The organism is Actinoalloteichus hymeniacidonis (assembly GCF_014203365.1).
GTDB classification, from domain to species: Bacteria; Actinomycetota; Actinomycetes; order Mycobacteriales; family Pseudonocardiaceae; genus Actinoalloteichus_A; species Actinoalloteichus_A hymeniacidonis.
On sequence record NZ_JACHIS010000001.1, the window covers coordinates 5,206,773 to 5,231,754 of the forward strand.

Sequence of the window (24,982 nt, forward strand, 5' to 3'; positions counted from 1 at the left end):
GTGCGCAGCTCCGAATGGGCCCGCACGGCGTTCTGATCCGCTCCTCCCCGGCGAACAGCGGTCTATCGGCGGTTTCAATGCTCGTCGGTGGTGAGGACGATCTTCTCGCCGGGATCGCCTGCCTCGGCGGCGGCCATCGCGCCGGCGTAGTCGCTCAGCGCGAACAACCTCGGACCGGGTGCGATCAACCGCCCTGCGGCGACCCCGGCCAACAGCTCGGCCAGTAGCCGCCGACAGCGGTCGCGACGAGTCATGAGCAGCATCGGAACCGAGCAGAGGCGTTCGTCGGGACGCGCATAGCGACGCAGTTGGGTGGCCAGGGATCCGGCTGCGGTTGCAGCGCACTGCGTGCCGGGGCTGCCGCCGAAAGCGATGCGGACGATGCGGCCGGACGGTCGGACGGCCCGACGCAAGGCCCGGCTTCCGGTGTGGTCGATCGCTGCGGAGACTCCGCCGCCGGTGATGGCGCGCAGCTCGTCGATCCAGCCGAAATCGCCGTAGTCGAGCACCGTGGCCCCGAACCTCTCGGCATGCTCCCGCGATCGTCGTGATGCCGTGCCGTAGACGGTCCGACCACCCGCCGAGGCCAGTTGGACCGCCCAGGAGCCGACGGCCCCGCCTGCGCCCTGCACCAGGATGGGGCGGCCGTCCGGCCGCAGGGCCTCCAGCGCACAGCCTGCGGTCACGGCGTCCAGCGGCACGGTCGCGGCGATCGCACTGTCGAGTCCGTCGGGGATCGGGACAAGCAGTGAGGTGGGAACGTCGATCACCGTGGCGTGCGCGCCCATCCGGGGCAGCACGGCCGCCACCCGCTGTCCGATGCGCAGGCCACGGGCATCCCCCGACGGCAGGTACTCGATGATGCCGACGAGGTCGTAACCGGGCACGAAACCCCGTCTCGGTTGAAGCAGGTAGTCCCCGCGCGCCGCCATCACATCGGTCACGCCCACCGAGGCATGGGTGATCCGGACCAGTGCCCGAGGACCCCTCGGCGCTCGCGTCTCGGCCTGGCGACTCGGGCCGGCGGGGATGGTGCCGAAACGCTCGATCCGGACGGCGGACCGCTCGACCCCGGACGAGTTTAGGTAACGTGTCATGTAATTCAGCCTAGCCAGAAATAGATGACATGTCACCTGAATCTGACGAGAACGCCGTCCTGAGGTTCGCCTTCGCGGTCCGGAAGCTCACCACCGAACTCAATGCCGCATTGGCCACGCGGTTTCGGCCGCTCGGCCTGACCTGCGTGCAGGCCGAGGCCCTGATGGCCCTGGACGCCCTCGGTCCGGTGACGTTGAAGCAGCTCGCCGAGCACCTGGTCGCCGAGTCCGGACATCCCAGTCGGCTGATCTCCCGACTGGTCGACGACGGGCTCGTCACCCGCGCCGCCTCCGAATCGGACGGACGTGCCGTCACCCTGCTGTTGACCGAGCGGGGGCGTGACCTGGCCGCCCAGGCTCGCGCCGCCCGCGCCCCACTGGTCGCCGAGTTCGCCCGTCGCCACGGCGATCGACTCGATGCGACGACCGATCTGATGCGCGAACTATGGACCGCAATGGCCGAACAGCAGGACTCTTCCCGCACTATGTGATGGGTCCGCGCTACGTGATGGGACTGCCGCCAAGCCAGCCGTTGCGTTGCGCGCAGCGGCGAGCGGTGTCCAGGACGGCTGCGAGGGCGGGTGCGAGATCGTTGGTGGGCCACAGGATCGAGAGGTCGGCCCGAATCGACGGATCGACGACCTCGCGGACGACGATGCTGGTGTTGGACTTCGCGACATGTTCGGCGAGCGAGGTGGGTGCCAGGCCGATCTCGCCTCGGCTGGCGAGCCGGGCGAGCATGGCGCTCAACGGCGGGTCCTCGAAGGCCCGCACCTCCGGCTCGAAACCGGCTTGACGACACGCGGCGATGATGCCGTCGTAGTACATCGGGGCGAGGCGCCTCGGGAACAGCAGCAGCGTCTCGTCACGCAGTTCCGCCACCGGGATCTTCGGTGCTTCGGCGAGGCGCTGGCTATCGCACAGCAGCGCGGAAATGGGCTCCCGGCGGAGAATCTCGCCTGCTACCCCGTCGACCGGTGGCGGCGAGAGCGCGAGGCCGAGATCCAGATCGCCATCGCAGAGACGGCCGGGAATCTCGGCGCTGAATAACTCCTGCGGGTTGACCGTGACGTCGGGGTGCTCCTCTTGGAGCGCGGTCAGCAGCGTTTTAAGTGTGTCGAAACCCGTGACCGGGGTGTAGCCCAGCCGAATCGTCGTCACGATCCCCGACCCGACCCGTCGGGTGAGCTGCACGGCCTGCTCCAGCGCGGCCAGCGCGATCGGTGCCTCCTTGGCCAAGGTGCGACCTGCGGCGGTGAGCTGCACCCGACGGCTCGAACGCACGAAGAGCGGCGTTTCGAGCGTTTCCTCCAGCTTGCGGATCTGATGGCTCAACGACGGCTGGGAGATGTAGAGCCGCATCGCCGCGCGGCCGAAGTGGAGCTCCTCGGCCACGGCTATGAAATAGCGCAGTACGCGGGGACTGATATCGATAGCCGAATTCTATCGCTGCGTGCTCGGACAAGTCTTGGACGCCGAACGATCATCGACGTAGCGTCGTCCACGACACGGAGAACACCGCAAGCGTTCCCGTTGTCGCTGGTCAAGCTAGTTCTGTCCCGATCTTCCCGATCGTGCGGACCTCGCTGAAACCTGCCGGTCCACCGGGTGGCGCCGCCCGCGCACTTCTGACTCGCACCATCGAACGTCGCACCCATTCACGCAGGAGAAGAACGTGACGCGTACCGCAAAGGCCGGGCTCGAAGCACTGCTCACCCCCGAGGACAGCATTCTGGTCCTCATCGACCACCAGCCCTTCCAGTTCGCGAACCTCAACAGCCACGACCCGGCCACGATCGTCAACAACGTGACCGGTCTGGCCAAGGCCGCGAAGGCGTTCGACGTCCCCACCGTGCTGACCACGGTCCTGGAGGAACGCGGCGGCAACATCATCAAGCAGATCCAGGACGTCTTCCCGGAGCAGACGCCGATCAACCGGACGTGGGTCAACACCTGGCAGGACCGCAACGTCGTCGACGTGGTGGAGAAGACCGGCCGCAAGCAGCTGATCATCGCAGGCCTGTGGACCGAGGTCTGCGTCGCGATGCCCGCACTCCAGGCGTTGGGCGAGGGCTACGACGTCTTCGTCGTCACGGACGCCAGCGGTGGAGCCAGCGCGGAGTCGCACGACATGGCGGTGCGCCGCTTGGTGCAGGCAGGCGTGGTCCCGATCACCTGGCTCGCCGTGGCCTCTGAATGGCAGCGCGACTGGGCCCGTACGGAGACCGTCGATGCGCTCACCGGGATGCTCACCGAGCACGGTGGCGGCACCGGGGTGGCCTTCGCCTGGGAGCTGCAGTTGCTGGCCACCACTCCGCCCGCCGGTGGCATCGGCAGGTAGTTCCGACGTTTTGTCGAGTCGGGGGGTGGGTCTAGCGCACGAGTCGTGCGCTAGACCCGCTTGCCCTTCCCGGGTATACCGGCCGCCTTTCGAGGGCCGCCCTGCACCCACACCCATCGGTCCCATCGTGAAGGCGTGATCATGACAACCGACACCGGCGCAGGCACCGAGAGCGATCGGGCCGAGCGCAACACCGCGATCGTCCGCACCGCGATGCGCGAGCTCTTCGTCGATGGCGACCTCACCGCGCTGGACCGCTACTGGGCAGAGCCCTACGTGCAGCACAGCCCGCAGCTGCCCAACGGTGTGGACGCACTGCGCACGGCGGTACCCCGACTACAGGGCTTCTCGTGGGAGCCGCAACGCACCGCGGCCCAAGGCGACCTCGTGTTCACCCACAGCCTCGTCCACGGCTGGGCACCCGGGCCGGTGGTGATCGTCGACGTCTTCCGGTTGGAGAACGATCGCATCGTCGAGCACTGGGACGTCGTGCAAGACCTCACCCTGCCGGAGGCAACCGCCAACGGGAATCCGATGGTGTGAGGGAGTCCGCACGGAGTCTCCGCAGTCCAATAGCGGTTCGCTTCCCGCCATCGAGAGTGCCTCCCTTCGCCGCCTCCCCCGTGAGAGCTACCCGAATCGTCCGCTCAGCGGGGATTCCCCGCCAGCCGCGCGCTCCTAGCCTTCAACCCGTTGGAGAGCCGGGTGACGATGGAGGTCATGGGTGGACGCGGATACCGCCGCACACACGGATCGCGGGATCGGGCGATTCGCCCGCATCACGCGGTCGCCAATGGGCTGGATGCTGGTCGGCATCCTCGGAATCGGCGCGGTATCGGCGCTGACCCAGGGCGGGCATCCGGTGCTGGCCATTGTCGGTGCGGTGGCTTCGGTCGCCGTCTATCGACTGGTCATGCGTCACCTGGCCCGGCGCGCAACGCCGGAGATCGCGCCGAGGCGGGCGGTGTCCCACACGGTGATCGGCGTCGTGCTCGGGGTGGTCATGATCACGGCCTCGGTGCTCATGGTGTTCACGGAGTTCTCCTTCGCCCCAGTGTCCGGCGACGTCATGGCCATCGTGGCGGGCATGGTGGTCGTCCAGCTGTGGGCGGCGGTGACCGAGGAGTTGATCTTCCGGGGCCTGTTGTTGCAGGCGTTGGAACGGTGGTGCGGCAGTGCGATCGCACTGGCGATCACCGCCGTGCTGTTCGGACTGCTGCACCTGGCCAACCCGGGCGCCACGCTGTGGAGTTCCTTCGCGATCGCCGTCGAGGCCGGGGTGCTGCTCGGTGCGGCATTCCTCTGGCGACGCAATATCTGGTTGGTCGTCGGCCTGCACTTCGCCTGGAACACCTGCGTGGCGTTACTCGGCATCCCCGTCTCCGGCCATGAGAACGCCGGGGTGCTGGACACCCAGCCGATCGGACCGGACCTGTTGACCGGTGGTGACTTCGGTATCGAGGCGTCGATCGCCCCCATCGCCGTGAGTCTGTTGCTCGCCGTTCCCATGCTGATCGCCGCCCGCAAGCGCGGGAACCTGGTGCCCTGGCGCCGCCGCTAGGCTACGCCGGGTGCTCGTTGACCCGGCATCTCTGCGCGCCATGGTCCGGCGGCGCGACCGCCCGGTTCCCCTGCAGGACATCGCGTTGGCGGCGGGAGTCACGGTACTGGCCTTCGTCCCCACGGTGGCCCACATCGGACCGGAGATCGGTGATCTGCCGCGACAACAGGCAGGCACGTCCGGCGCGGTGCTCGGGCTGGTGTTGACGCTGACGCTGTGTCTGCCCCTGGTAGTGCGGAGCCGGTGGCCTGCCGGGTGTGTCCTGGTCATCGGCGGCGGCTTCGCGGTCAGCCAGGTGTTGGGTTATCCGGATACCTTCGCGAAAGTGGGTTTCCTGCTGGCCCTGTATGCCGCGGGAGCACACCTTGCCCGGTTCCGGCTGGTCCTGGCTGCGGTGCTGACGACGAGTTACGTGGTGCTCGCGGCCGTCCTGCACGAACTCGGGTCGCCGCAGCAATTTCTCGATTACCTCGCGTTCTATCTGTTGTTGGCGGTGGTCTGGTTGGTCGGGAGCGGGGTGCGCAGGTGGCGAGCCGAAGGGGCCGAACGCGAGCGGTTGGCTGCCGAGGTCGCCACGGCCGCCGAGCGGGCGCGCATCGCCCGCGACCTCCACGACGTGGTCACCCATCATGTGACCGCGATGGTCGTCCAGGCCGATGCGGCGCAGTTCGTGTTCGACACCGCACCGGCAAGCGTCGAAGGCGGGCTGACCGCGATCAGCGAGACCGGACGCCGAGCACTGACCGAGCTGCGTGCGTTACTGGACGTGCTGGAGGCGACCGGTGATTCGCCGACCCCGGCCACGACACCGACCTTGGGCAGGCTGAGCGATCTGGTGGAGCAGGCCCGACTGTCGGGGCAGCCCGTCGAACTGGTCGAGCAGGGCACCAGCGGGCCGCAGCCGGTCGACGTGGAGCTCACGGCCTATCGGGTGGTCCAAGAAACGCTGACCAACGCCATCAAATACGCGGCCGGACAACCGACCACGGTCCGCGTCCGACATGGCGACGAGCACGTCGAGATCGAGGTGACCACCACGGGAGCCGCCACCGGCACCCCGGTCGGCTCCGGCGGACGTGGCCTCAGCGGGCTGCGGGAACGGGTGCGGATGCTCGACGGCGAGCTGGTGGCCGAGCCACGCCCGGAAGGCGGATTCCGTGTCCGAGCCTTGATCCCAATGGGAAGTGCCGAATGACCGAGTCGATTCGTCTCCTGATCTGCGAGGATCAGGCCTTGGTTCGTACCGGGTACGTCACCATTCTCTCGACACAGCCGGATATGACGGTCGTCGGCGAGGCAGCGGACGGCCGCGAGGCGGTCGAGCTGGGCAGGCGACTGCGCCCCGACGTGGTCGTGATGGACGTCCGCATGCCGGTTCTGGACGGCATCGAGGCGACCCGGCGGCTTGCCGGTCCCGAGGTCGAGGCACCGCCGAAGGTTCTGGTGGTCACCACCTTCAACGTCGATGCGTATGTCTTCGACGCCCTTCGCGCGGGTGCCAGCGGTTTCCTGCTCAAGGACACCCCGCCGCGCCAGCTGATCGACGGCATCCGCACGATCGCCCGGGGCGAGTCCCTATTGGCGCCCGCGGTCACCCGCACCCTGATCGGGCGCTTCGCCGAACGGCTGCGCCCCAACGACACGGCGCACCCGGAACGAGACCACGTCGTGCGGACGCTCACCCGCCGCGAACTGGAGGTTCTCGAACAGCTCGCCGCAGGCCTGTCCAACGCCGAGATCGCCGCGCAGCTGGTCATCGCGGCGGAGACGGTGAAGACCTACGTGTCCCGAATCCTCACCAAACTCGACTTACGCGACCGGGTGCAGGCAGTCGTACTCGCCTACCGGATCGGACTGGTGCAGCCCGAGCGCTGAGCGGCAACGGCCACACGCTGCGATTCCGCTATTTCGTCGGTATCGCAGCTCGCACCCAGGTGTCATTCGCGCTATGTCGATGGCCGTGCGTGAACTCGTACCGCACCGCCGGACGCTGGATTTCCGTCGGTCGGCACGAGTTCGCTTTCTCCGCATGGGGTGGGCCTGCCCGTGCGAAGCTAGTTTCCGTACCGCTGGAAGTACGCCACCAGCCGACGCGGCACCAGCTGGCGTTCGCCGTTGACGACGATCGGCACCAGATCCGGCGGGGTCGTCTTGAGCCATTGAGCCCGACGCGATCGGGTGTTGGATCGCGAGGTCTTTCGCTTGGGGACCGCCATGTTCGCTGCTCCTTCTGATTATCGTGTCGTCACGATTGCTCTCGCTGCCCGGCGTAAGCCATGCGGCAGCCGGGTTTCGTTCCGGGAAGTACCGGAATACGCGGCCGAGCCCCGCACCGGTCGACAGGCCCAGAACGCCACGGAATGCCAGGCCGAATAGATTCAGTTATCGAATCCGCCCGTATTGCTCGCCGAGATCTCCCCGGCGGATTCGGCAGCATCGTCCGGTTCCCTGACGAAAGGATCGGGATAATGCGCCCAAGCCTCCGGTCCGTCGGCGAGTTCTTCGTCGGTCAGCAATGCATCGCGGAGGGCTTCCTCGATGTCGTGTGAGTACGCATCATGTGCGACGACGACGAACTCTTGATCACGATCGGCGAATACCGGATCCCACCGCAGCGAGGCGAAGGCCCGGCGCTCGGGAGATACGTCGTCCCACCCCGGGCCGTCCGCCGCACCGAGCCACGCGCCGAGATATCCGATGTTCAGGCCACCGCCCGCCGATTCGATCCAGAGCGCGATGTCGGGTTGGCTGGCGATCCACACCCGACCGCGAGTGCGGATCACCCCTTCCAGCAGTACGTCGAGGGCGTCGTACAAGCGCATGGGGTGGAACGGCCTGCGTGCGGAGAACGGCACGACCGTGATGCCGCAGTCGGCGTGCAAGGGCGGCTCGCCCCGCAGCAACGATCCGTGCGGGTCATCGATCTCCCCACGCCGCGCGGTTGCCTGCACAGCGTCCAGGAGCGTTCGCTCGTCAACGGTGGACAGTTCCAGGGTCACCGCCGACGGTGCCACCCGCCGCAGGACCGCCGCAGTCTTGGCGGCCGTCCACGTGTCGGTTGCCCGGCCTGCCGCGACGAGTACGTCGGCGAATTCGACCTGGGCGAGAGCGACTTGAGCGAGGGTGCGCTGGTCCCCGGGCGCTCCGAGCAGGCCACGCTCCGCCAACGTCTCGTTTCCCGAGGCATCCTCGAACCACGTTCCCTCGTCGAAGGTGGCGACGATCGCTTGGATCTCGGCGACGTCGGTGACGACACCCTCTCCGACGAGCACATTGTCCATAGCCCAGCTCACGCGCTCGGGTTCCATGGTCTCGTCGAGCTGCACCACGATGCGTGCCACGTCCTGCCTGCCTGCGAGTTCACACAGCAGCGGGAGCAGGTCCTCCCGCAGCGTGCAGGACACACAGCCGTGGGCCAGCTCCAGCGTGGTCGAGGACTCGCGCGAGCCGATTTTCACCGTACGCAGGACCACGCCCGACGAGATCTGCCGAAGGTCGTGGTGGACCACGGCTGTGCCGTCGCCACCGAGTCGGTCCGCCAGACGCTGGTTCGCATCTCGGGAGATTCCGCAGCTCAAGATCAGTGGGGTTCGGTTCGCGTCGGTCACAACGCCAGACCCTAGCCGACAACGACAACCGTTCTCAATAAGGCTGCACCGTGTCGCGTAGTAGTGCTGCCAGCACCGTCGGACCCCCGGTCGCGGCTCGGCCAGACCTGCGGCCGCGACACCAGGACCGGGACCGCATGCCAGGGCGTCGCGGGACAGGCCAGGTTGTTGAAAGTGGGTGTGGCGCTCCCGAAATATCGACGGGCCTGCTCGTGTTGCACCAGTGATCGCGGTGCACCAGTGAGCATGGTTCGCCCGCCCGGCGGCTCAGGCACCAGAAGCGGAAGAGGGTGACGGGTTGCGGTTTCGGGTTCTCGGCCCTTTCGATGTGGACGAAGCCCCGGATGGTCCGGTGTCGGCGGCGATGCCGCGCCGGGTTCTGGCGATGCTTCTGGTGAACTACAACCGCCCGGTGTCGATGGGGTCGCTCATCGACGAACTGTGGGAATCCGGACCGCCTCGGCTAGCGCGCAAGACCGTCCAGACCTACGTCTACCAGATCAGGCGACAACTCGGCGATGCCGGAAAGACGCTGATCGAGTCCCGGGCCGACGGTTACGTGCTCCGCCTTGCCGAGAATGAGCTGGACCTGCAGCAGTTCGATGCCACAGTCCGCCACGCTCGTGCGGCAATGGGCGACCAGGACACGGCTGAGGCGCTGGCCATGTTCCGGGAAGCCCTGGGGTTGTGGCGCGGTCGCGCCCTGGAGGACGTCGAACCCGGCAGTGCGCTGGCTGCTCGAATCGAGCACATCGAGCGGCAGCGCACGCAGGCCCACGCGGAAGCCGTCGATGCCGCAATGAAACTCGGCAGGTACCGCGAAGTCGTAGACGACCTCGCGCTGCTGACCCGTGAGCATCCGTTCCACGAGGGTTTCCATGTCCAGTTCATGACGGCGCTGGCTGGGGTTGGGGACCGTAGCCGTGCACTCGACGTGTTCGAAGGCCTTCGCAAGCGTCTCGGTGCCGAGCTTGGGCTGGATCCCTCGGATCGGTTGTCCGATCTTCACCTTGCGCTGCTCACGAATGCTGTTCGTCTCGCGCCGGGGAACACGTCTTCGGGGAGGACGAGGGTCCTACCGGCGGAGTTACCGGCCGTGGCTGTCACTCCCGTCGGACGAGAAGACATCCTCACCAAGCTCACCGGGCTCCGCGAAAGCCGATCGAAGTCACCGGCCGTCGCTGTCCTCACGGGGCAGACCGGGATCGGCAAGACCCTGTTAGCAGTGCGTGCAGGGCACGATCTGCGTGCCGATTTTCCCGATGGACAGTTGTTCGCCCGGCTCGGTTCGGGCGACCCCTGCACCGTGCTCGGGTCGTTCCTGCGTTCGGTGGGCATCGCCGAGCACGAGATTCCCCCGAACCTGGCGGACCGAGAGCGCCTGTACCGGAGTTCGACCGCTGACCGGCGGATACTGGTTGTGCTGGACGACGCGAGTGACGCAGCGCAGGTACGACCGCTGCTACCGGCCGGCTCGGGCTGCGCCGTCATCGTCGCCGCTCGCACGCGGCTGGCCGGCCTCGACGGGGCCTCGGTGACCACCGTCGGCCCGTTGGGCCCGACCGAGGGCGTTGCGATGCTGGCCAGCCTGCTCGGTGCGGACCGCGTTGCCCGCGAGCCCGAGACTGCGACACGTCTGGTCCAGCTCTGCGAGGGTCTGCCGTTGGCGATTCGCGCGGCGGCGGAAAAACTCCTCGCGCGTCCGCTGTGGCCGATCGACGAACTGGCAACCCGGATGGAGGACCCCGCGCGGCGACTTCAGGAACTCGTCACCGGAGACCATGATCCCGCAGAACGATTCGAGGAGGCTTTCCACAGGTTCACACCGCCGTATCGGTGGGCGTTCCGGCGGCTCGTCTCGCTCGGGACGCAACCGTTCACCGTCGAGCAATCCGCGGCGATGCTCGGCGTCGACTCAGGCAGCGCGGAGTGCCCGCTGGCGGAACTGGTCGCCGCACACGCGCTGATGGTCGTCGGGATTGGCGAGGATGGATCAACACTTTTCCGGTTTCCCGAGCTGATGCGACTGCATGTTCTCACCCATCACGACGAGACGCGGCCGCCGGAGTGTCTCCCAACCGATGTCCGGGAGTGGACCGGAGCCAGGATTCCGGCGGCCGCCGTCTGAGGTGTTCGTTAGGACAGACCGCCAGAGGCGCCGATGGTCTGGCCGGTGATCCACCGCGCTTCGTCTGAGGCGAGGAACGCGACGACTTCGGCGATGTCCTCGGGGTTTCCGATGCGCCCGAGCGGGGTCATCTGAACGATGGACTGGGCGTTCTCCCGAATCTCCGGGCGCAGGCCGTCGGTGTCGGTGAGGCCCGGCAGCACGGCGTTGACCGTCACGTCGCGTGCGCCGAGTTCCTTGGCGAGCGAGAAGGTCAGCTGCTCCACCGCCGCCTTGGTACCGGCGTAGACACCGATGAACGGCATCGTGACGCGGGTGTTTCCCGTGGAGATGTTGACGATCCGGCCGTTGTCGGACACCAGTCCGGCGGCGTGCTTCATCACCAAGAACGAGCCCTTGAAGTTCACTGCGACCGTGCGGTCGAAGTCGGCTTCGTCGGTCTCCGCGATCGGGGCGACGAGGTTGATGCCGATGTTGTTGACGACGATGTCAAGACCGCCCAGCGCTGAAGTGGTCTCGGAGAACAGTCTGCCGACGTCGGCCGCATCGCCCAGATCGGCCCGAACGGCGAACGCTGTGCCGCCGGCATCGGTGATGGACTCGACAAGTGACTCGGCGGCCTGCCGGTCCTGGTGATAGTTGATGACGACGCTGGCTCCGCGGGCGGCAAGCACCGTGGCGATGGCTCGGCCGATCCCGCGCGAACCCGCCGTGACGAGCGCGTTCTTTCCTACAAGGTTCATCTGTGTGGTTCTCCACTTGCTGAGGGCAGGTATTGCGCCCTCACCTTCGCGATCTGCGTTCAAGCCCCGGTCAAGGACGAACCAGTAGCCGCCGGAACAGTCGGCCGGTGCTCGGCCTTGGTCCGTCCTTGGTCGGCCCCTGGCCGACACCCGCGATCGTCGAACCGAATGACCGACGATTGAGGAGAGCGGATGACCTTGCCGCCAGCACGCACCGAGACGACGTGCCCGACGACGTACGCATCACGGGACGAGCGGTGAACCGGACGATCACGGTGCTCATGCTCAGCCTGTTCACCGTCGGGAGTGCTGAGTTCGTCATCGCGGGCCTACTGCCCAGCATCGCCACCGACCTCGACGTGACCATCTACGCTGCCGGGATGCTGGTGAGCGCCTATGCGATCGCCATCGTGCTCGCCGGGCCTGCGATCACATTACTGACCGCGCGGTTCTCGCGTAGGCCGCTGATGCTCGGGTTGATGATCTTGTTTGTCGCCGGAAATGCGCTCGGTGCTATCGCGCCAACGTACGAGATTCTGCTGATCAGCCGGATCGCCAGCGCACTGACGCACTGCACCTTCTTCGCGCTCGCGCTGGTGATCGGCGCGGGCGCGGTGCCTGCTCACAAGCAGGGCGCCGCGATCGCCCGGCTGGCGATCGGCCTGAACATGGCCAATGTGCTCGGGGTCCCGCTGGGCACACTGCTTGCGGCTAGTTGGGGCTGGCGGTCCACCCTGTGGGCCGTTGCCGCCCTGGGGGCACTCGCGCTCGTGCTGGTCAGGGTGGTGATCCCCGCTCCAGAGGGAATACAGCGGACCGGGAAGGACTCCGTCGTCGGAGAACTCCGGGTACTGCGTCGCAGGCCGGTGCTGATGGCGATCGCGATGAGCGCTCTGAGCTGCGGTGGTGTCTTCGCTGCCTACACGTTCATCGCCCCCATCCTCGAGAATCTCAGCGGATACCCCGCGCAGGCAACCGGCGGCCTACTGCTGCTATTCGGACTCGGCGCATTCACCGGCAGCATCATCGGAGGCCGACTCACCGATCGGACGCTTCTACCTTCGCTGACCGGCGTCCTCGCCGCCGTTCCCGTCGTGCTCGCCCTCTACGCACTGCTCGCCACCAACCGCTGGCCATCTGCGGTCGGACTGTTCGTCTTCGGCCTGTCCTTCGGCGCGATCCTTCCCGCTCTCCAGGCTCGGGTGATGCGTTCCGCCGGTTCGGACGCACCGACACTCGCACTCGCCGTCAACATCGCCGCAATGAACATCGGCATCGCCTTCGGATCCTGGCTCGGCGGAACCATCCTCGACCAGGGCCACGGCCTGCAGTTCGTCATTCTCGCTGGAGCGGTCATCGCCGCAGCAGGTTTCCTTCTCGCCCTCGCCGAGCTGCTGAAAGAGCGTCGAATCAAGGAGATGACCGGATGAAGGAGAGGCGCGCGGGAAGGTCGTCGTCATCACCGCCACTCACACCAGCCGGTCCGGAACGAACCGCACGAAACCCGCACCGTGGGGCCTGCGGGGGTCGGCCCCGCAATATCGTCGCGAAACGCACAAGGCGAGTGCTCGCCACGAGCACTCGCCATTCATGCGTGAAGCTGGGGGATCGAACCACTGACCCTAGCTTCGGATCAGAGCACTATGTCGGCCAGGCGGGTGATCTCGTCGAGGTCGTCGGTTCCTGGGCTGAGGATCAGTTCGTCGGCGCCCAGGGCCTCGAATTGCTTGACGGCGTCGCGCAGTGATTCCGCGTCGGTGTGCACGTTGTCAACGACGAGGTCCTGGAATTGGCCGGTAGCGGCGTAGTAATCGGCGATGTTGGCCCGACCTCGGTCGGGATCTCCTAGCGCGAAGTAGTTGAGGCCGATCAGCCGGGGCTGTCCCGACCGCCCGGCCGCCTGCCACGCGGCACGGGCGGCATCGAAAGCGCCGGACGCCAGGTCGGCAGGCACCGATCCGGCTATGTAACCGTCTGACGACGTGGCCATCCGGCGGAAGGCGGCCGGGGTGTTGGCGCCGAACAGCAGCGGCACCTGCCGTCCTCCGGCCGGAACTGCCGGGTTCGGGCTTCCCGGAATGGGTTCGCCTGCCCATATCGACCGGTAGGTCGCCAGGTCGCGGTCCATCCGGGCCCCCCGATCCCGGGGTCCGTGCCCGGGCACGACGAAATCGTCCTCGCGGATGCCCACCCCGAGGCCGAGAGTGAGCCGGCCGTTGGAGACCCCGTCGATCGACGCTGCCTCCTTGGCCAACAGTGCGCCCGGCCAAGTGGTCGCCACCATCACCTGGCTGAGTAGCCCGATCGTGGTGGTGGCCCCGGCGGCCGCAGCAAGGGCGACGGTGTCCATCACACCCGGATAAGCGACCCGACCGGTGGTGCCCAGCGTGGCGAAACCCGCTTCCTCCGCTCGACGTGCCCAGGCGGGAATCACCGGGGCGTGGACGTCGCGGACCTGGTTGGGTAAACCGATGCCGATGCGCATGAAGATGCTCCTTGGCTGGTGCGGGTGTCGACGTTGCACGGGCCGTGGACCGGCTCGCCCGGTGATCATGGCCGGACTCCTATACAGCCCGGTTACAACCGTCAGACAGTACGCCCCGGGCCGGTCAGGATGGCGACAGCGTCGTTGGGCGTCGGCGCCTGTGTGGGAGGAGGGCCCTCGTACCAGCCGTGCGGCACGATCGACTGGAGGTAGCGGCCGGTCGGCCGGATGCCGCTCTGTGCCTGGTGAAAATGGACGATGTTGCGAAGCAGCGCTGCACCGGCCGCGTCGCCAGCCGCATCCAGGGCCAGCGCACCGTTGTGCAGTACGGCCAGCTGGTTGCTCAGGTCACCTTCGTCGAGGAAGCGCCGCAGCGAGGTCCGCAGCAGGGGCAGCGCTTCGCCGTCCCTCGAATCGATCAGGGTCTGGGCGAGCATGAGTTCGCTGAGCGCGGCCGTCCAAACCAGCCCGGAGGCGTCGGCGAGCTGCACGGCGGCCCGCAGCCGGTGCCTGCCGTCGGTGATCCGGCCGCCGGTGACAAGGGCTGCGCCCCATGCCATCGAGGCAGCCGCGATCAGCCAGGTGGTCTGCGTCTCGGTGGCGATGGCGTGCGCCTCGGCCGCCGCGGTCAGCGCGATCACCGGGTCGCCGCCCGGTAGCTGGACCAGCGCCTGGTAGTAGCGGACCTCGGCGAGCAGGCTGCGAAGCCCCGGGCGCAGGCTCACCGCCAGGAACGCCTCGGACAGCATGCGCCGTGCCGTGGTGACGTCGCCGGTGTAGTACAACAGGCCGGCCGAGGAGGTCTTGGCCCGCACGACGTCGCCGAGCGGGGCGTCCGGCGCGGCGGCCAGGGCTGCGGTCAGCACCCGGTTGCCCTCGGCGAGCAGGCCGCTGCGGATCCAGAACCACATGAGCCGCGCGGCCGTACGCAATGCCTCGACCGGGGCATGCGTCAGGTCGTGCGCGAGCCCCGCGCGCAAATTCGGCAACTCCAGACGCAGCGCCGCCATCGTGGTCGCGGACCGCACGCCCTGCAGATCCCCCACAGCCCGGGCGACGAGCTCACGGACCCAGACGGCATGGGCGGTCCGGGTCGCCGCCGGATCTCTGTCCACGGACCGGCAGTACGCCCGGATCGTCTCCAGCATCCGGTAGCGCGCCGTGCTGCCGCCGGTCTCGGCGGTGACCACGGACTGGTCGACCAGCGAGACGAGCGCGCGGAGCCCGGCGGCGGAGGCCGCAGCCTCCAGCGGAAAGCCACCCTCATACGGCCAGAGCTGCACCGCGAGGTCACGCTCCTCGACGGAGAGGAGATCGAAGCTCCAGGCAACGGCGTCCTGCAACGTCGCGTGCGGGGTCATCGTGCCGTGCGGGATCCGGCCCAGCACGGTGAAACGGTCGTCCAGATGCTCGATCAGCGTCCGTACACCGAAGGTCCGCACCCGCGCCGCCGCCAGTTCCAGTGCCAGCGGCAGACGGTCCAGCGCGTCGGCGAGGCGGCGCAGATCCTGGCGGTCGACGTCCTGTTCGGACCAGCTGGGCCGGCCAGCGCGGATGCGATCGGTCAGCAGCGTCACGGCGTCGTCGGCGGCCAGCGGCTCGAGTGGCAGGTTGTGCTCACCGTCAACGCCGAGCGGGCTGCGGCTGGTGGCCACCACCCGCAACGCGGGAATCCGGTCGAGCAGGTTGACGACGAGCCGGGCCACCTCCCCGGCGAGGTGCTCGCAGTTGTCGAGCACCAAGGGTTCCCCGCGCAGGCGCAGCCGCTTGACGAGCGCCTCGTACGGATCCCCGGCGAACTCGGTGACACCGACCGCTGCGGCGACCGCAGAGACCAGGGGCGCGGGGTCGGTCACATCGGCGAGCCGGACGACGGCGTTTCGCCCGGCCCATTCCACGGCCAGGCGGGTCTTGCCCGCCCCTGCGGGTCCGACGACGGTGACGAGCCGGTGCATGCCGACGAGACGGTCCAGCAGGGCCAGGTCGGCGTCGCGGCCGATGAACGACGACAGCGGCCGATCACCGGGCGTCGCGGCCGCGGCGCCAGTGGCCGCCAGGGCCGGGTCCTGTGCCAGGATCCGGCCTTCGAGCTGACGTAACTCTGGTCCGGGGTCGACACCCAGTTCCTCGGCGAGCAGGGTCCGGACCCGGCGCACCGCGTTCAGGGCGTCGGCCTGGCGTCCCGAACGATAGAGCGCCAGCGCCAGTAACTGCCAACGGCGTTCGCGGTACGGCGCGGCGTGCACCAGCAGCTCGAGTACGGCCACCGCACCTGCGTGGTCGCCGGCTTCCAGCAGCGCCGCAGCACTCTCCTCCTGGGCGCTGTCGTGCTGTTCCACCAGGGCGGCACGGATCGCGGTCGTCCACTCGTCGTCGGCCAGGTCCTCGTACGGTTCCCCGCGCCACAACCGCAGCGCCGCATCGAAGGCCTCGTGCGCATCGGCGGGGCGGTCGCCTGCCACCAATGCACGGGCGCGAGCGAGGTGGCCGCGAAACCGTGTGACGTCGGTATCGGGGGCGAGGAGCCGATAGCCACTGGCGGAGCGCTGCAACGCCGTGCCCGGCAGCACCCGGCGCAGCCGGGAGACGTACACCTGCAGGGCGCCTGCGGAATTGCGTGGCCGACGGTCACCCCACAGTCCTTCGGCCAGGCTGTCGTCCGAGACCGGTTGCCCTTCCGCAGCGAGCAGAATCGCCAGTAGCCTCCGAGGCAGCGGGCCCCCGACATTGATCAGCTGATCCCCCGCACGGACCTCGAATGGACCCAGCACCGCGAACGTCAGCACCGCACCATGTAAGCCCAATTCACTGTCGGCGGACAACTGGCGCGGTGGCCGCCCGTATCCGTGTTGTATGCGGTTTGCAAGGTGCGGCCTCGAAGCTGCGATCATGAACAACGAGAAGATGGCCGACAGCCGCGACATGATCGGCGCGCACGACGCTATGCGGCGGCAGTTCGGCGCGCTGCCCAAGCTGATCGCCGGTGTGTCGGCGGGTGACGCGGACGGCACCGCCGTTGTCGCAGGCCACGTCCTGATGATGGTCGACTTCCTACACGCCCATCACACCAGCGAGGACGACCACGTGTGGCCCCGGCTGAGGGAACGCTGCCCCGACGACGTAGGGCCCCTCATCGAGACGATGGACGAGCAGCACGCCTTCATCGACGGTGAGCTGGAGGCGCTCGCTGCGGGCGGCCGGTCTTGGTTGGCCTCCGCCGACGCCACTGACCGAGATGCCGTCGCCGCCGTCGCGGAGCGTCTGTTGCCTGCGCTGTACGAGCATCTGGCGCTGGAGGAGGAGCGGATCCTGCCGCTCATCGATCGCCACCTGACCGAACGCGAGTGGAAGGCGACCGTCGAGGCGTCCTTCGGCAAGGTGACCTTCGCGCGACGTCTGTTGATGCTGGGAATGGCCCTGCACGGAGCGAGCGAGGAGCAGGCCCAACTCCTGCGCGCCGCCGTCCCCGCCGTCGTCTGGCATGCCGGTCGCCCGCTCGGGACCCGTCTCTATCGCACCCACCGCAAGCGCCTGGCCGCCGCCAGCCGGGGTTCGGATCGCTGATCCTCGACCACTCGCGCGCGCGAGTTTGCGCTGCGGCTGCGATCTCGTATTGCTTCGGACGGTCGCCAGGGCCGACGTTCTTGGCCGTCAGCGCCAGAGAGCCGCCGACCGCTCCAACGCGGTGATCGGCGAGCACCAAGCCGCTTTCCGCAACCGTCTCCTCCGCTCGCTTCGGATAGGACGTCCCCACACACCTGGACACCGCTCGGCGCGACTCTGTTCTAGGCCATCGCCGCGCTGGTGACCTGGACCCGCGAGCATCACGGGCCGGTCGTCGCGCGCGCGCCGCCGACGACGATCGGCAGAGTGGCAGCCGCAGTCCGGTTCGTCATGCGCCCCATTGCAAGCAGCAGAAGGGCCACCCGCGCGCAGCGAGTGGCCCTTTCGGCTTCCCTGTTCAAGGCATCGACGCGGGCAAGGCCCCTGCAATGCCCTCCAGGGTGGAGCCGAGGCGACTCGGGCCCCCGCACTGCCGCCGTGCGGCAATTCCCGTACTGACCGGCGAGAAAAGAAGGACATCACGTCAAACGGTGTCGCCGATTCCGGTTGCCGCAGGCAGCGGAACGCACAGCCACTCGCAGACGCCTCGGCATACTCGGCGACAGCGCGGACGGGACGCGACCGTCGGACATCCGACCGGCCCGCCGTGGTGGGCCTGCGTCAGATCTGAGCGAAGCCGCCGTCCACGGCGAGTTCGGAGCCGTTGACGTAGCTGGACGCGTCGGAGGCGAGGAAGACCGCTGCGGCGGCGATCTCCGCTGCTTCGGCCAAGCGGCCAAGCGGAACCGACGACCCGGCGGCGGCGAGTTCCTCGGTCGAGAGCAGCTCCTGCAAACCCTGGGTGCGGGTACCACCGGGCGAGAGCACGTTGATCCGGTAGCGGCGTGTCCCGGCGTCGTGGGCGAACCCGCGAACCAGGTTGCGGATTGCAGCCTTGGTCGCCCCGTACGCGGGCAGGTTGGGCTGCGGGCGCGAGGCCGCCGTCGAACCGGTGAGGATGATCGACGCCCCGGGCGACAGCAGTGGCAACGCCTTCTGCACGGTGAACAGCGGACCCTTGACGTTGGTGGTGAACATCGCGTCGAACTGCTCTTCGGTGATCTCTCCCAGCGGGGCAGCAATCGCGATCCCCGCGTTGGCCACCAGGACGTCGATCCGGCCCGCCTGCTCGGCGACGGTCGCGTAGAGCGCGTCGAGGTCTTCGAGTCGACCCACGTCGCAGCGAATCCCGGTGACGTCGGGGCTTAGTTCGGCCTCGACCTCGTCGAGTTGCGCCTGGCGACGACCGGCGACGAACACCCGCGCACCCTCGGCGCGGTAGGCCCGCGCGATCGCCAACCCAATACCCGAGTTCGCCCCGGTCACAACCGCGACCTTGCCTTCGAGCACCTTCATGACAGCTCCCATCCAAATTATTGACCGTGCGGTCCATAATGTTCCCCATCTGGACCGAGCGGTCAATAACCTAGGAAGCACTGTGTCGTGCACCACTGCAACAGGGTGCTCGGGTGCAGTTCAGAAGCACGGCGAACCGTTCATACGCCGCCAGGTCCACGCCCACACGCTCAGGGACCTTCGAAGTGGAGCAGCTTCGCGACGGCGGCGTCCTATCAGGAGATCAGGGCCACCGGTTTAGTCAGGTTGAGATGGATACCGGGCAGCGGTTCACCGAGTAGCTCCGCACGAACAATTGCCAGCCCTCAAACCGAATCCGGCGCTGGTCAACACCCCACCAACCACGCGGAGATCGCAACAAGCCAGCACCGTGGGGCCTGCGGGGCTCGGCCCCGCAACATCATCGCGAAACACAAAAAAGGCGAGTGCTCACCACCAGCACTCGCCTCCTCGTATGGAAAACCGAACGCCCACCACGGAAACCAAACCACGGCTCGCCCAAACCCCGCGCTGGTCAACACCCCACCAACCACGCGGAGATCGCAACAAGCCAGCACCGTGGGGCCTGCGGGGCTCGGCCCCGCAACATCATCGCGGAACACAAAAAGGCGAGTGCTCATTACGAGCACTCGCCTCCTATGTGTGGAGCTGAGGGGACTCGAACCCCTGACCCTCACACTGCCAGTGTGATGCGCTACCAGCTGCGCCACAGCCCCGCATCGGCTTGGGCTTCCCCGTGCCGTGCGATGCATACAGTACAACACCCTCGAACCAGGTCTGAAATCGGGGGTCGTGTTCCGATCAACGACGCGGCCGAGACGGCTCTACCAGCGAAAACGGGGCGCCCTTCATGCGGAAGGGCGCCCCGGGGCTACGCGTGCGATTCGGCTCAGCTTCCCGAGGCGATCGCCTTGTTCAGCCACTCGGAGTCGCGGAAGTCGAAGCGCTCACCGTCCACCGAGATCAGCGGGGTGCCCGCGAAGCGGCCCTCCTCGTTCTGGAGGTGTTCGGTGGCGTCGGCGGTGACGAGTTCCTCGGTCACCTGGCTGGCGTTCTCGCCGTTGCGGACACAGACCGGGAACTCCGGGGAGTCGATGCCCAGTTCCTCACCGAGGGCGATGAGCTGGTCGTCGTTCCACACCGTGCTGCCGGAGCCGGGCTGGGCCGCGAAGAGGCTGGCGTGGTAGTTGACGAACTGGTCCTCGTCGGCGGCGCACAGCGTGGCGTTGGCGGCCCGCATCGAGTAGCCGGGTGCCGCGTCCGAGTCGTTGAGCATCGGGAGCATGTGGTACCTGACCTGGATGGAGCCGTCGGCCAGTGCCGAGTCGATCTGGTCGGCGTAGATCTCTTCGAACTGTGCGCAGCCGGGGCAGAGGAAGTCCTCGTAGAGGTCGATGACGACCCCGGCGTCCTCCTGTCCGACCAGCACCGCGCCCGCTTCCCGGGTGACGGGGTGATCGCCGTGCTCGACGACCGGGATGGTGTCGGCCGCCTGTTCCTCTTCCCTGTCCTGGGTCAGTAGTACCCCGCCGATCACTGCGATGGCGATGACCACGATCACCACCACGCCGATCAGCACGGGGTTCTTCTTCCCACCACCGTCCGACTTCAATGCCTTGGCCGCCGCAGCCTGGGTCTGCTGCTGCCGAATCTTTCGAGCACTGCGCTCCGCGCCGCCCACCGTCCACGTCCTTCCTGCACCTGCGAGGTCCGGCACGCCCATCGCACGGAGGATCGTCGCGGAGTCGGTGCGCGCCCTTCGGGGCGACCGCCTCGTCGACGGGGATTTCGCCGACGAGGACGCCGATCACGCCGGGTGATGGTCCGGATCAGGATGGCGAGCGTACCGAGCCAAGCTGAAAACAAGCTTAGGACGTAGCCCGCGCGTCCCGTGCCGACAAGCCATCGAGACCGACGGTCACGATGTGTGATCACACATCCGGTTGGTCCGGTTTGCCGCCGACCCGCTCGCCCACGGGCGGTTCGGGCGCCTCGGACAGGATTCCCGACTCCGGGGCCAGCTCGGTTGCCGTTCCCGGCTCCTCGTCGGCGGTGGTGACCGGGCGGGGCAACGTCTCGGGGGCGGGCACCCAGAAGAACACGGCGAGCAAGGTGATGAGTCCCGTCACGCCGAAGGCCGCTCCGTAGGAGAAGCTGTCGGCCAGCAGACCGGCGACCAGCGGGCCGATGATCGCGCCGACGTCGGCGGCCATCTGGAAGCCTGCCAGCACCGGGCCACCCTTGCCCTTGTTGCCGATGATGTCGGCGACGACGGCGCTCTGCGGCGGGCTGAGCAGACCCGATCCGATGCCTGCCACCACGGAGGCGATCAGGAACATCGTCACCGAATCGGTGAAGCCCAGCCACACGGTGCCGCCACCGGAGACCAGCAGCCCGGCCAGTGCCAGCGGTTTGCGGCCGATCCGGTCGGCCAGCCTGCCGGAGAAGGTCAAGGCGATGGCGTTGCCCGCGGCGAAGACCGCGAGCGAGATGCCCGCCATGCTCTCCCGCTCGCGCAACACCTCGACGACGAACAGTGGCAGCAGCGAGATCCGCACGCCGAACACGGCCCAGCCGTTGCCGAAGTTCGAGGCCAGCGCCGCCCGGTAGGTGGGGTGTCGAAGCGCGTCGCGCACTCGCAGCGGCGTGACGTCGGCGTCGTCGTTGCCTCGGTCGGCGAGCGTGGAGTTCCGCAGGAAGATCAGCGAGACGAAGGCCGCGAGCAGGACGGCGACGCCGTAGACCAGGAACGGCAGTCGGATCGAGATCTCGACCAGGCCGCCGCCGATGAGCGGGCCGGTGATGTTGCCGAGCAGGAAGGACGTCGCCCACAGGCCGGAGGCCCGGCCGCGCATCGCCGGCGGGGCGAGTCGGATGAGCATGGCGACGCCGGAGACGGTGAACATGGTGGAGCCGATGCCGCCGATCGAGCGGAACAACAACAGCTGCCAGTACTCGGTGGCGAAGCCGCAGACCGCGGTGCCGACCGCGACGATGATCAGCCCCCAGAAATACACCTTGCGCTCGCCCCAGCGGGTGACGAGACGGCCGCTGGTGGGGGCGAAGAGCAGCCGCATGAACGCGAAGGCACTGACGGTGAGCGAGACCGCCGTGACGCCGACGTCGAAGCTGGCCGCGAAGGTCGGAAGCGCCGGGGCGAGGATGCCGAACCCGACCGCGATGATGAATCCGCAGATGACCAGGATCCAGATCTCGATCGGAAATCGGGTGTCGTCCCGTCTTGGCGGGTTGGTCGATTGCTGGTCCGTCCCGGCCGACGATGACACCCTGTGTCCTCCCTCTCATTTTCTTAGCAGCGCTAAGAATACCGGCGAACCAGGCAGTTGGGAAACCATTTCAGGTACGGCCGTGCAGGTGCTTCTCGCAGCCTGCGGGTACGCCGGAGGGCGCTTTAATAGTTACCCACGGTGACTAGAATTTCGGTGGACGGCCGCCGCCCAGCAGTACCCGGATCGCCGCCGCGGACACCTTCGGCGCCCCCGGAGTCCGGTCGAATGCCGTCCCGAAACCGGCCCTTCTACGGTGTCGACATGACTGCAGGAGGCGGCGCCCTTCCCACCGAACTGCCCGCGCTGCCCATCCGCGAGGTGCTCGACGAGGTACTCGCGGCCATGTCCGACCGGGGCGTCGCGGTACTCAGCGCACCGCCGGGCACCGGCAAGACCACGCTGGTGCCGCTCGCGCTAGCCGCCGCCGGGCTACGTGTGTTGGTGGCCGAACCGAGGCGGCTGGCCACCCGCGCCGCGGCCGCCCGGATGGCCGAGCTGTGTGGCGACCCGGTCGGCGGGATCGTCGGCTATTCGGTGCGGGGTGACCGCAAACGCTCGGCGGCCACCCGCGTCGAGGTCGTCACCAGCGGCCTCTTGGTACGCAGGCTGCAATCCGACCCGGAGTTGACCAGTGTCGACGTCGTCCTACTCGACGAGTGCCACGAACGGCACCTGGACGCCGATCTGGCCTTGGCGCTGCTGCTGGACGCGCGCGCCGGGCTGCGCCCCGATCTCCGGCTGCTCGCGGCATCGGCGACGGTCGACACCGACCGGCTGACCCGGCTACTCGATGACGCACCGGTCATCCACGCGACCGCCCGCACCTTCCCGGTCCAGACGCACTACGTCGCGCCGGTCCGTCGCGAACACATCGAGGGCACCGTGGCCAGGGCGGTGCGCACCGCCCTGGCGGAGAACACCGACGACGTCCTGGTGTTCCTGCCCGGCGCGGGCGAGATCCGCCGGGTGACCGGACTGCTCGCCGGACTGCCCGACGTGGATGTGCTGCCCCTGCACGGCAGGCTGCCCACCGAGCAGCAGGATCGCGCGTTGCGGATCGGCGCCCGCCGTCGAGTCGTGCTGGCCACCTCGGTGGCCGAATCCAGCCTCACCGTGCCCGGAGTGCGGACCGTGGTGGACTCGGGGCTGGCGCGAACCGCCCGCACCGATCACCGCCGGGGCCTGTCCGGCCTGGTCACCGGCCGTGTCTCGGCCGCCGTCGCCGAGCAGCGTGCCGGTCGGGCCGGCCGCCAGGGGCCGGGGCGGGTCTACCGCTGCTGGCCCGAACACGAGCATTCGACACTGCCCCGATATCCGGACCCGGAGGTCCGCACCGCCGACCTCACCCGGCTGGCCCTGGAGCTGGCCTGCTGGGGCACCCCGGACGGCACCGCGCTGCGGTGGTGGGACACGCCGCCTGCGGGCCCGTTGGCGGCGGGGCGGGCGGTGCTGACCGCGATCGGCGCGTTGGACGCCTCGGGATCGGTGACGCCCCGGGGAAGTCGGTTCGCCGGTCTCGGCCTGCATCCCCGGTTGGCCAGGGCGCTGTGGGACGGCGCCGCGCTGGTGGGGGCCGAGGCCGCCGCCGAGGTGGTCGCGCTGCTGGACGAGGAGCCCACCGGCCAAGCCGACCTGTCGGACGCGCTTCGGCAGGCCCGCAACGACCGTGGCGGCTCGGCTCGACTACGTCGCGAGACCACCAGGCTCGCCCGGCTGGCGGCCCAGGCCCAAGCCCAAGCCGGGGCCGACGGCGGAGCGGGGCGCAGAGCGGATTCGAGGCGCGGCACCGACGCGGCCGCGTTGATCGTCGGGTTGGCCTTCCCGGAACGGCTGGCCCGTCGCCGAGGCACCTCGGGATCGACCTATCTGATGGCGGGCGGCACCGCCGTCGAACTGCCTGCGGGCAGTTCGCTGACCGGCGCGGGCTGGCTCGCCGTCGCGGTCGCCGATCGCTCGCCCGGTCAGACCCACGCCATGGTCCGGCTCGCGGCCCGCGCCGATGTCGACCTCGCGACAGCGGCGGCTCCGGCGCTGCTGTCGGACGCCGAGGAGATCGGCTGGGTGGACGGTGATGTCCGGGCCCGCCGCGTGCGCAAGCTCGGTGCGATCGTGCTGCGCGAACGCGAGCTGCCCGATCCCGACCACGCCGAGGTGCACGGCGCGATCCTGGCCGGGCTGCGTCAGGAGGGCCTCGGCTTGCTCCGGTGGGACCCTGCGGCGGAAGCGCTGCGCAACCGCATGGCGTTCCTGCATCGGACGCTGGGCGACCCGTGGCCCTCGGTGGACGAGGCCGAGCTGATGGCGGGTCTCGACGACTGGCTCGGACCGGCGTTGGGTCGGGCCCGTCGACGCGCCGATCTGGCGAGCATCGACACCGCGGCAGCGCTGCGCAGGCTGCTGCCCTGGCAGGTGGCGGGACGGTTGGACGAGTTGGCGCCGGAGCGCATCGAGGTGCCCTCCGGTTCGAAGGTCCGGCTGGACTACCGGGCCGATCGGCCCGTGCTCCCGGTGAAGGTTCAGGAGGCCTTCGGCTGGACGCGGACGCCCCGGTTGGCCGATGGCCGGGTGCCGGTGTTGCTGCATCTGCTCTCCCCCGCAGGCCGACCCGCGGCCGTCACCGACGATCTGGAGTCGTTCTGGCGTACCGGGTATCCACAGGTGCGTTCCGAGCTGCGCGGTCGCTATCCGAAGCATCCGTGGCCGGACGATCCGACCACCGCGACGCCGACCCGGCGGACGCGACCACGCTGAGGACGACGAACGGGCGGCC

At 68.4% G+C, this 24,982-nt stretch carries 20 protein-coding genes and 1 tRNA gene; 10 read left to right on the forward strand and 11 right to left on the reverse strand.

Annotation, left to right across the window (positions count from 1 at the left end; genetic code table 11):
• Nucleotides 1–74 precede the first annotated feature (74 nt).
• Complete coding sequence (locus tag BKA25_RS21960; protein WP_084642571.1) at nt 75–1,097, reverse strand: quinone oxidoreductase family protein; 1,023 nt, start codon at nt 1,095–1,097, stop codon at nt 75–77.
• Between the two features lie 29 nt (nt 1,098–1,126).
• Here BKA25_RS21960 and BKA25_RS21965 point away from each other — a divergent pair, with 29 nt between their 5' ends.
• Complete coding sequence (locus BKA25_RS21965; RefSeq protein ID WP_069846999.1) at nt 1,127–1,588, forward strand: MarR family winged helix-turn-helix transcriptional regulator; 462 nt, start codon at nt 1,127–1,129, stop codon at nt 1,586–1,588.
• A 10-nt stretch (nt 1,589–1,598) separates the two neighbouring features.
• Here BKA25_RS21965 and BKA25_RS21970 read toward each other — a convergent pair whose 3' ends face one another.
• A complete protein-coding gene (locus tag BKA25_RS21970) occupies nt 1,599–2,531 on the reverse strand; it encodes a LysR family transcriptional regulator (protein WP_311734523.1) in 933 nt (310 codons plus the stop codon).
• A gap of 241 nt (nt 2,532–2,772) precedes the next feature.
• Here BKA25_RS21970 and BKA25_RS21975 point away from each other — a divergent pair, with 241 nt between their 5' ends.
• From BKA25_RS21975 to BKA25_RS21995, 5 genes are all read left to right on the forward strand, one after another.
• The gene (locus BKA25_RS21975; protein ID WP_069846995.1) at nt 2,773–3,438 is read left to right on the forward strand and encodes a hydrolase; all 666 of its coding nucleotides are present in this window, start codon (nt 2,773–2,775) and stop codon (nt 3,436–3,438) included.
• 141 nt (nt 3,439–3,579) lie between these two features.
• Complete coding sequence (locus BKA25_RS21980; RefSeq protein WP_216637793.1) at nt 3,580–3,981, forward strand: nuclear transport factor 2 family protein; 402 nt, start codon at nt 3,580–3,582, stop codon at nt 3,979–3,981.
• Nucleotides 3,982–4,162: 181 nt separating this feature from the next.
• Nucleotides 4,163–4,999, forward strand: a complete 837-nt coding sequence (locus tag BKA25_RS21985) for a CPBP family intramembrane glutamic endopeptidase (protein ID WP_069846994.1) — start codon at nt 4,163–4,165, stop codon at nt 4,997–4,999.
• Nucleotides 5,000–5,009: 10 nt separating this feature from the next.
• A complete protein-coding gene (locus BKA25_RS21990; protein WP_236750490.1) occupies nt 5,010–6,194 on the forward strand; it encodes a sensor histidine kinase in 1,185 nt (394 codons plus the stop codon).
• A complete protein-coding gene (locus BKA25_RS21995) occupies nt 6,191–6,874 on the forward strand; it encodes a response regulator (RefSeq protein ID WP_069846991.1) in 684 nt (227 codons plus the stop codon). The genes BKA25_RS21990 and BKA25_RS21995 overlap by 4 nt, the downstream gene beginning before the upstream one ends.
• A 179-nt stretch (nt 6,875–7,053) precedes the next feature.
• Here BKA25_RS21995 and rpmF read toward each other — a convergent pair whose 3' ends face one another.
• A complete protein-coding gene (gene rpmF, locus BKA25_RS22000) occupies nt 7,054–7,215 on the reverse strand; it encodes a 50S ribosomal protein L32 (RefSeq protein WP_069846989.1) in 162 nt (53 codons plus the stop codon).
• A gap of 162 nt (nt 7,216–7,377) precedes the next feature.
• The gene (gene mrf, locus BKA25_RS22005; protein WP_069846987.1) at nt 7,378–8,607 is read right to left on the reverse strand and encodes a ribosome hibernation factor-recruiting GTPase MRF; all 1,230 of its coding nucleotides are present in this window, start codon (nt 8,605–8,607) and stop codon (nt 7,378–7,380) included.
• A 418-nt stretch (nt 8,608–9,025) separates the two neighbouring features.
• Between mrf and BKA25_RS28785 the strand changes: the two genes are divergently transcribed.
• Complete coding sequence (locus BKA25_RS28785) at nt 9,026–10,735, forward strand: AfsR/SARP family transcriptional regulator (RefSeq protein WP_512699159.1); 1,710 nt, start codon at nt 9,026–9,028, stop codon at nt 10,733–10,735.
• 8 nt (nt 10,736–10,743) lie between these two features.
• On the opposite strand, the gene BKA25_RS22015 is transcribed toward BKA25_RS28785, so the two are convergent.
• Complete coding sequence (locus BKA25_RS22015) at nt 10,744–11,478, reverse strand: glucose 1-dehydrogenase (RefSeq protein WP_069846984.1); 735 nt, start codon at nt 11,476–11,478, stop codon at nt 10,744–10,746.
• Nucleotides 11,479–11,702: 224 nt separating this feature from the next.
• On the opposite strand from BKA25_RS22015, the gene BKA25_RS22020 reads away from it, so the two are divergent.
• Entirely contained in the window at nt 11,703–12,908 is a 1,206-nt protein-coding gene (locus tag BKA25_RS22020; RefSeq protein WP_157420959.1) for an MFS transporter, read from the forward strand.
• A 203-nt stretch (nt 12,909–13,111) separates the two neighbouring features.
• Here the strand turns inward: BKA25_RS22020 and BKA25_RS22025 are convergent, their stop codons facing one another.
• Both BKA25_RS22025 and BKA25_RS22030 read right to left on the reverse strand, forming a co-directional pair.
• A complete protein-coding gene (locus BKA25_RS22025; protein ID WP_069846982.1) occupies nt 13,112–13,963 on the reverse strand; it encodes an LLM class flavin-dependent oxidoreductase in 852 nt (283 codons plus the stop codon).
• A gap of 101 nt (nt 13,964–14,064) precedes the next feature.
• Nucleotides 14,065–16,749: an AfsR/SARP family transcriptional regulator gene (locus BKA25_RS22030; RefSeq protein WP_184285100.1), complete on the reverse strand. Its 2,685-nt coding sequence runs from the start codon at nt 16,747–16,749 to the stop codon at nt 14,065–14,067.
• Between the two features lie 103 nt (nt 16,750–16,852).
• On the opposite strand from BKA25_RS22030, the gene BKA25_RS22035 reads away from it, so the two are divergent.
• On the forward strand, nt 16,853–17,527 hold the full coding sequence (locus tag BKA25_RS22035) for a hemerythrin domain-containing protein (RefSeq protein WP_069846980.1): 675 nt from the start codon (nt 16,853–16,855) through the stop codon (nt 17,525–17,527).
• Between the two features lie 660 nt (nt 17,528–18,187).
• On the opposite strand, the gene BKA25_RS22040 is transcribed toward BKA25_RS22035, so the two are convergent.
• The 4 genes from BKA25_RS22040 to BKA25_RS22055 all read right to left on the reverse strand — a co-directional run bounded on the left by BKA25_RS22040 (nt 18,188) and on the right by BKA25_RS22055 (nt 22,209).
• Complete coding sequence (locus BKA25_RS22040) at nt 18,188–18,922, reverse strand: SDR family NAD(P)-dependent oxidoreductase (protein ID WP_069846978.1); 735 nt, start codon at nt 18,920–18,922, stop codon at nt 18,188–18,190.
• Between the two features lie 643 nt (nt 18,923–19,565).
• A tRNA-Ala gene (locus BKA25_RS22045) sits at nt 19,566–19,638 on the reverse strand.
• 173 nt (nt 19,639–19,811) lie between these two features.
• Entirely contained in the window at nt 19,812–20,645 is an 834-nt protein-coding gene (locus BKA25_RS22050; RefSeq protein ID WP_084642569.1) for a DsbA family protein, read from the reverse strand.
• Nucleotides 20,646–20,853: 208 nt separating this feature from the next.
• Nucleotides 20,854–22,209, reverse strand: a complete 1,356-nt coding sequence (locus BKA25_RS22055; protein ID WP_069846976.1) for an MFS transporter — start codon at nt 22,207–22,209, stop codon at nt 20,854–20,856.
• A 264-nt stretch (nt 22,210–22,473) separates the two neighbouring features.
• On the opposite strand from BKA25_RS22055, the gene hrpB reads away from it, so the two are divergent.
• The gene (hrpB, locus tag BKA25_RS22060; protein ID WP_069853300.1) at nt 22,474–24,963 is read left to right on the forward strand and encodes an ATP-dependent helicase HrpB; all 2,490 of its coding nucleotides are present in this window, start codon (nt 22,474–22,476) and stop codon (nt 24,961–24,963) included.
• The last annotated feature ends 19 nt before the right edge of the window (nt 24,964–24,982 follow it).

Excerpts from the sequence above, each read along its gene's own strand:
- BKA25_RS21960 (WP_084642571.1), bottom strand. The coding sequence starts at position 1,097 with ATGACACGTTACCTAAACTCGTCCGGGGTCGAGCGGTCCGCCGTCCGG.
- BKA25_RS21965 (WP_069846999.1), top strand. The coding sequence starts at position 1,127 with ATGTCACCTGAATCTGACGAGAACGCCGTCCTGAGGTTCGCCTTCGCG.
- BKA25_RS21980 (WP_216637793.1), top strand. The coding sequence starts at position 3,580 with ATGACAACCGACACCGGCGCAGGCACCGAGAGCGATCGGGCCGAGCGC.
- BKA25_RS21995 (WP_069846991.1), top strand. The coding sequence starts at position 6,191 with ATGACCGAGTCGATTCGTCTCCTGATCTGCGAGGATCAGGCCTTGGTT.
- rpmF (WP_069846989.1), bottom strand. The coding sequence starts at position 7,215 with ATGGCGGTCCCCAAGCGAAAGACCTCGCGATCCAACACCCGATCGCGT.
- BKA25_RS28785 (WP_512699159.1), top strand. The coding sequence starts at position 9,026 with ATGGGGTCGCTCATCGACGAACTGTGGGAATCCGGACCGCCTCGGCTA.
- BKA25_RS22015 (WP_069846984.1), bottom strand. The coding sequence starts at position 11,478 with ATGAACCTTGTAGGAAAGAACGCGCTCGTCACGGCGGGTTCGCGCGGG.
- BKA25_RS22025 (WP_069846982.1), bottom strand. The coding sequence starts at position 13,963 with ATGCGCATCGGCATCGGTTTACCCAACCAGGTCCGCGACGTCCACGCC.
- BKA25_RS22035 (WP_069846980.1), top strand. The coding sequence starts at position 16,853 with ATGAACAACGAGAAGATGGCCGACAGCCGCGACATGATCGGCGCGCAC.
- BKA25_RS22040 (WP_069846978.1), bottom strand. The coding sequence starts at position 18,922 with ATGAAGGTGCTCGAAGGCAAGGTCGCGGTTGTGACCGGGGCGAACTCG.
- BKA25_RS22050 (WP_084642569.1), bottom strand. The coding sequence starts at position 20,645 with ATGGGCGTGCCGGACCTCGCAGGTGCAGGAAGGACGTGGACGGTGGGC.
- hrpB (WP_069853300.1), top strand. The coding sequence starts at position 22,474 with ATGACTGCAGGAGGCGGCGCCCTTCCCACCGAACTGCCCGCGCTGCCC.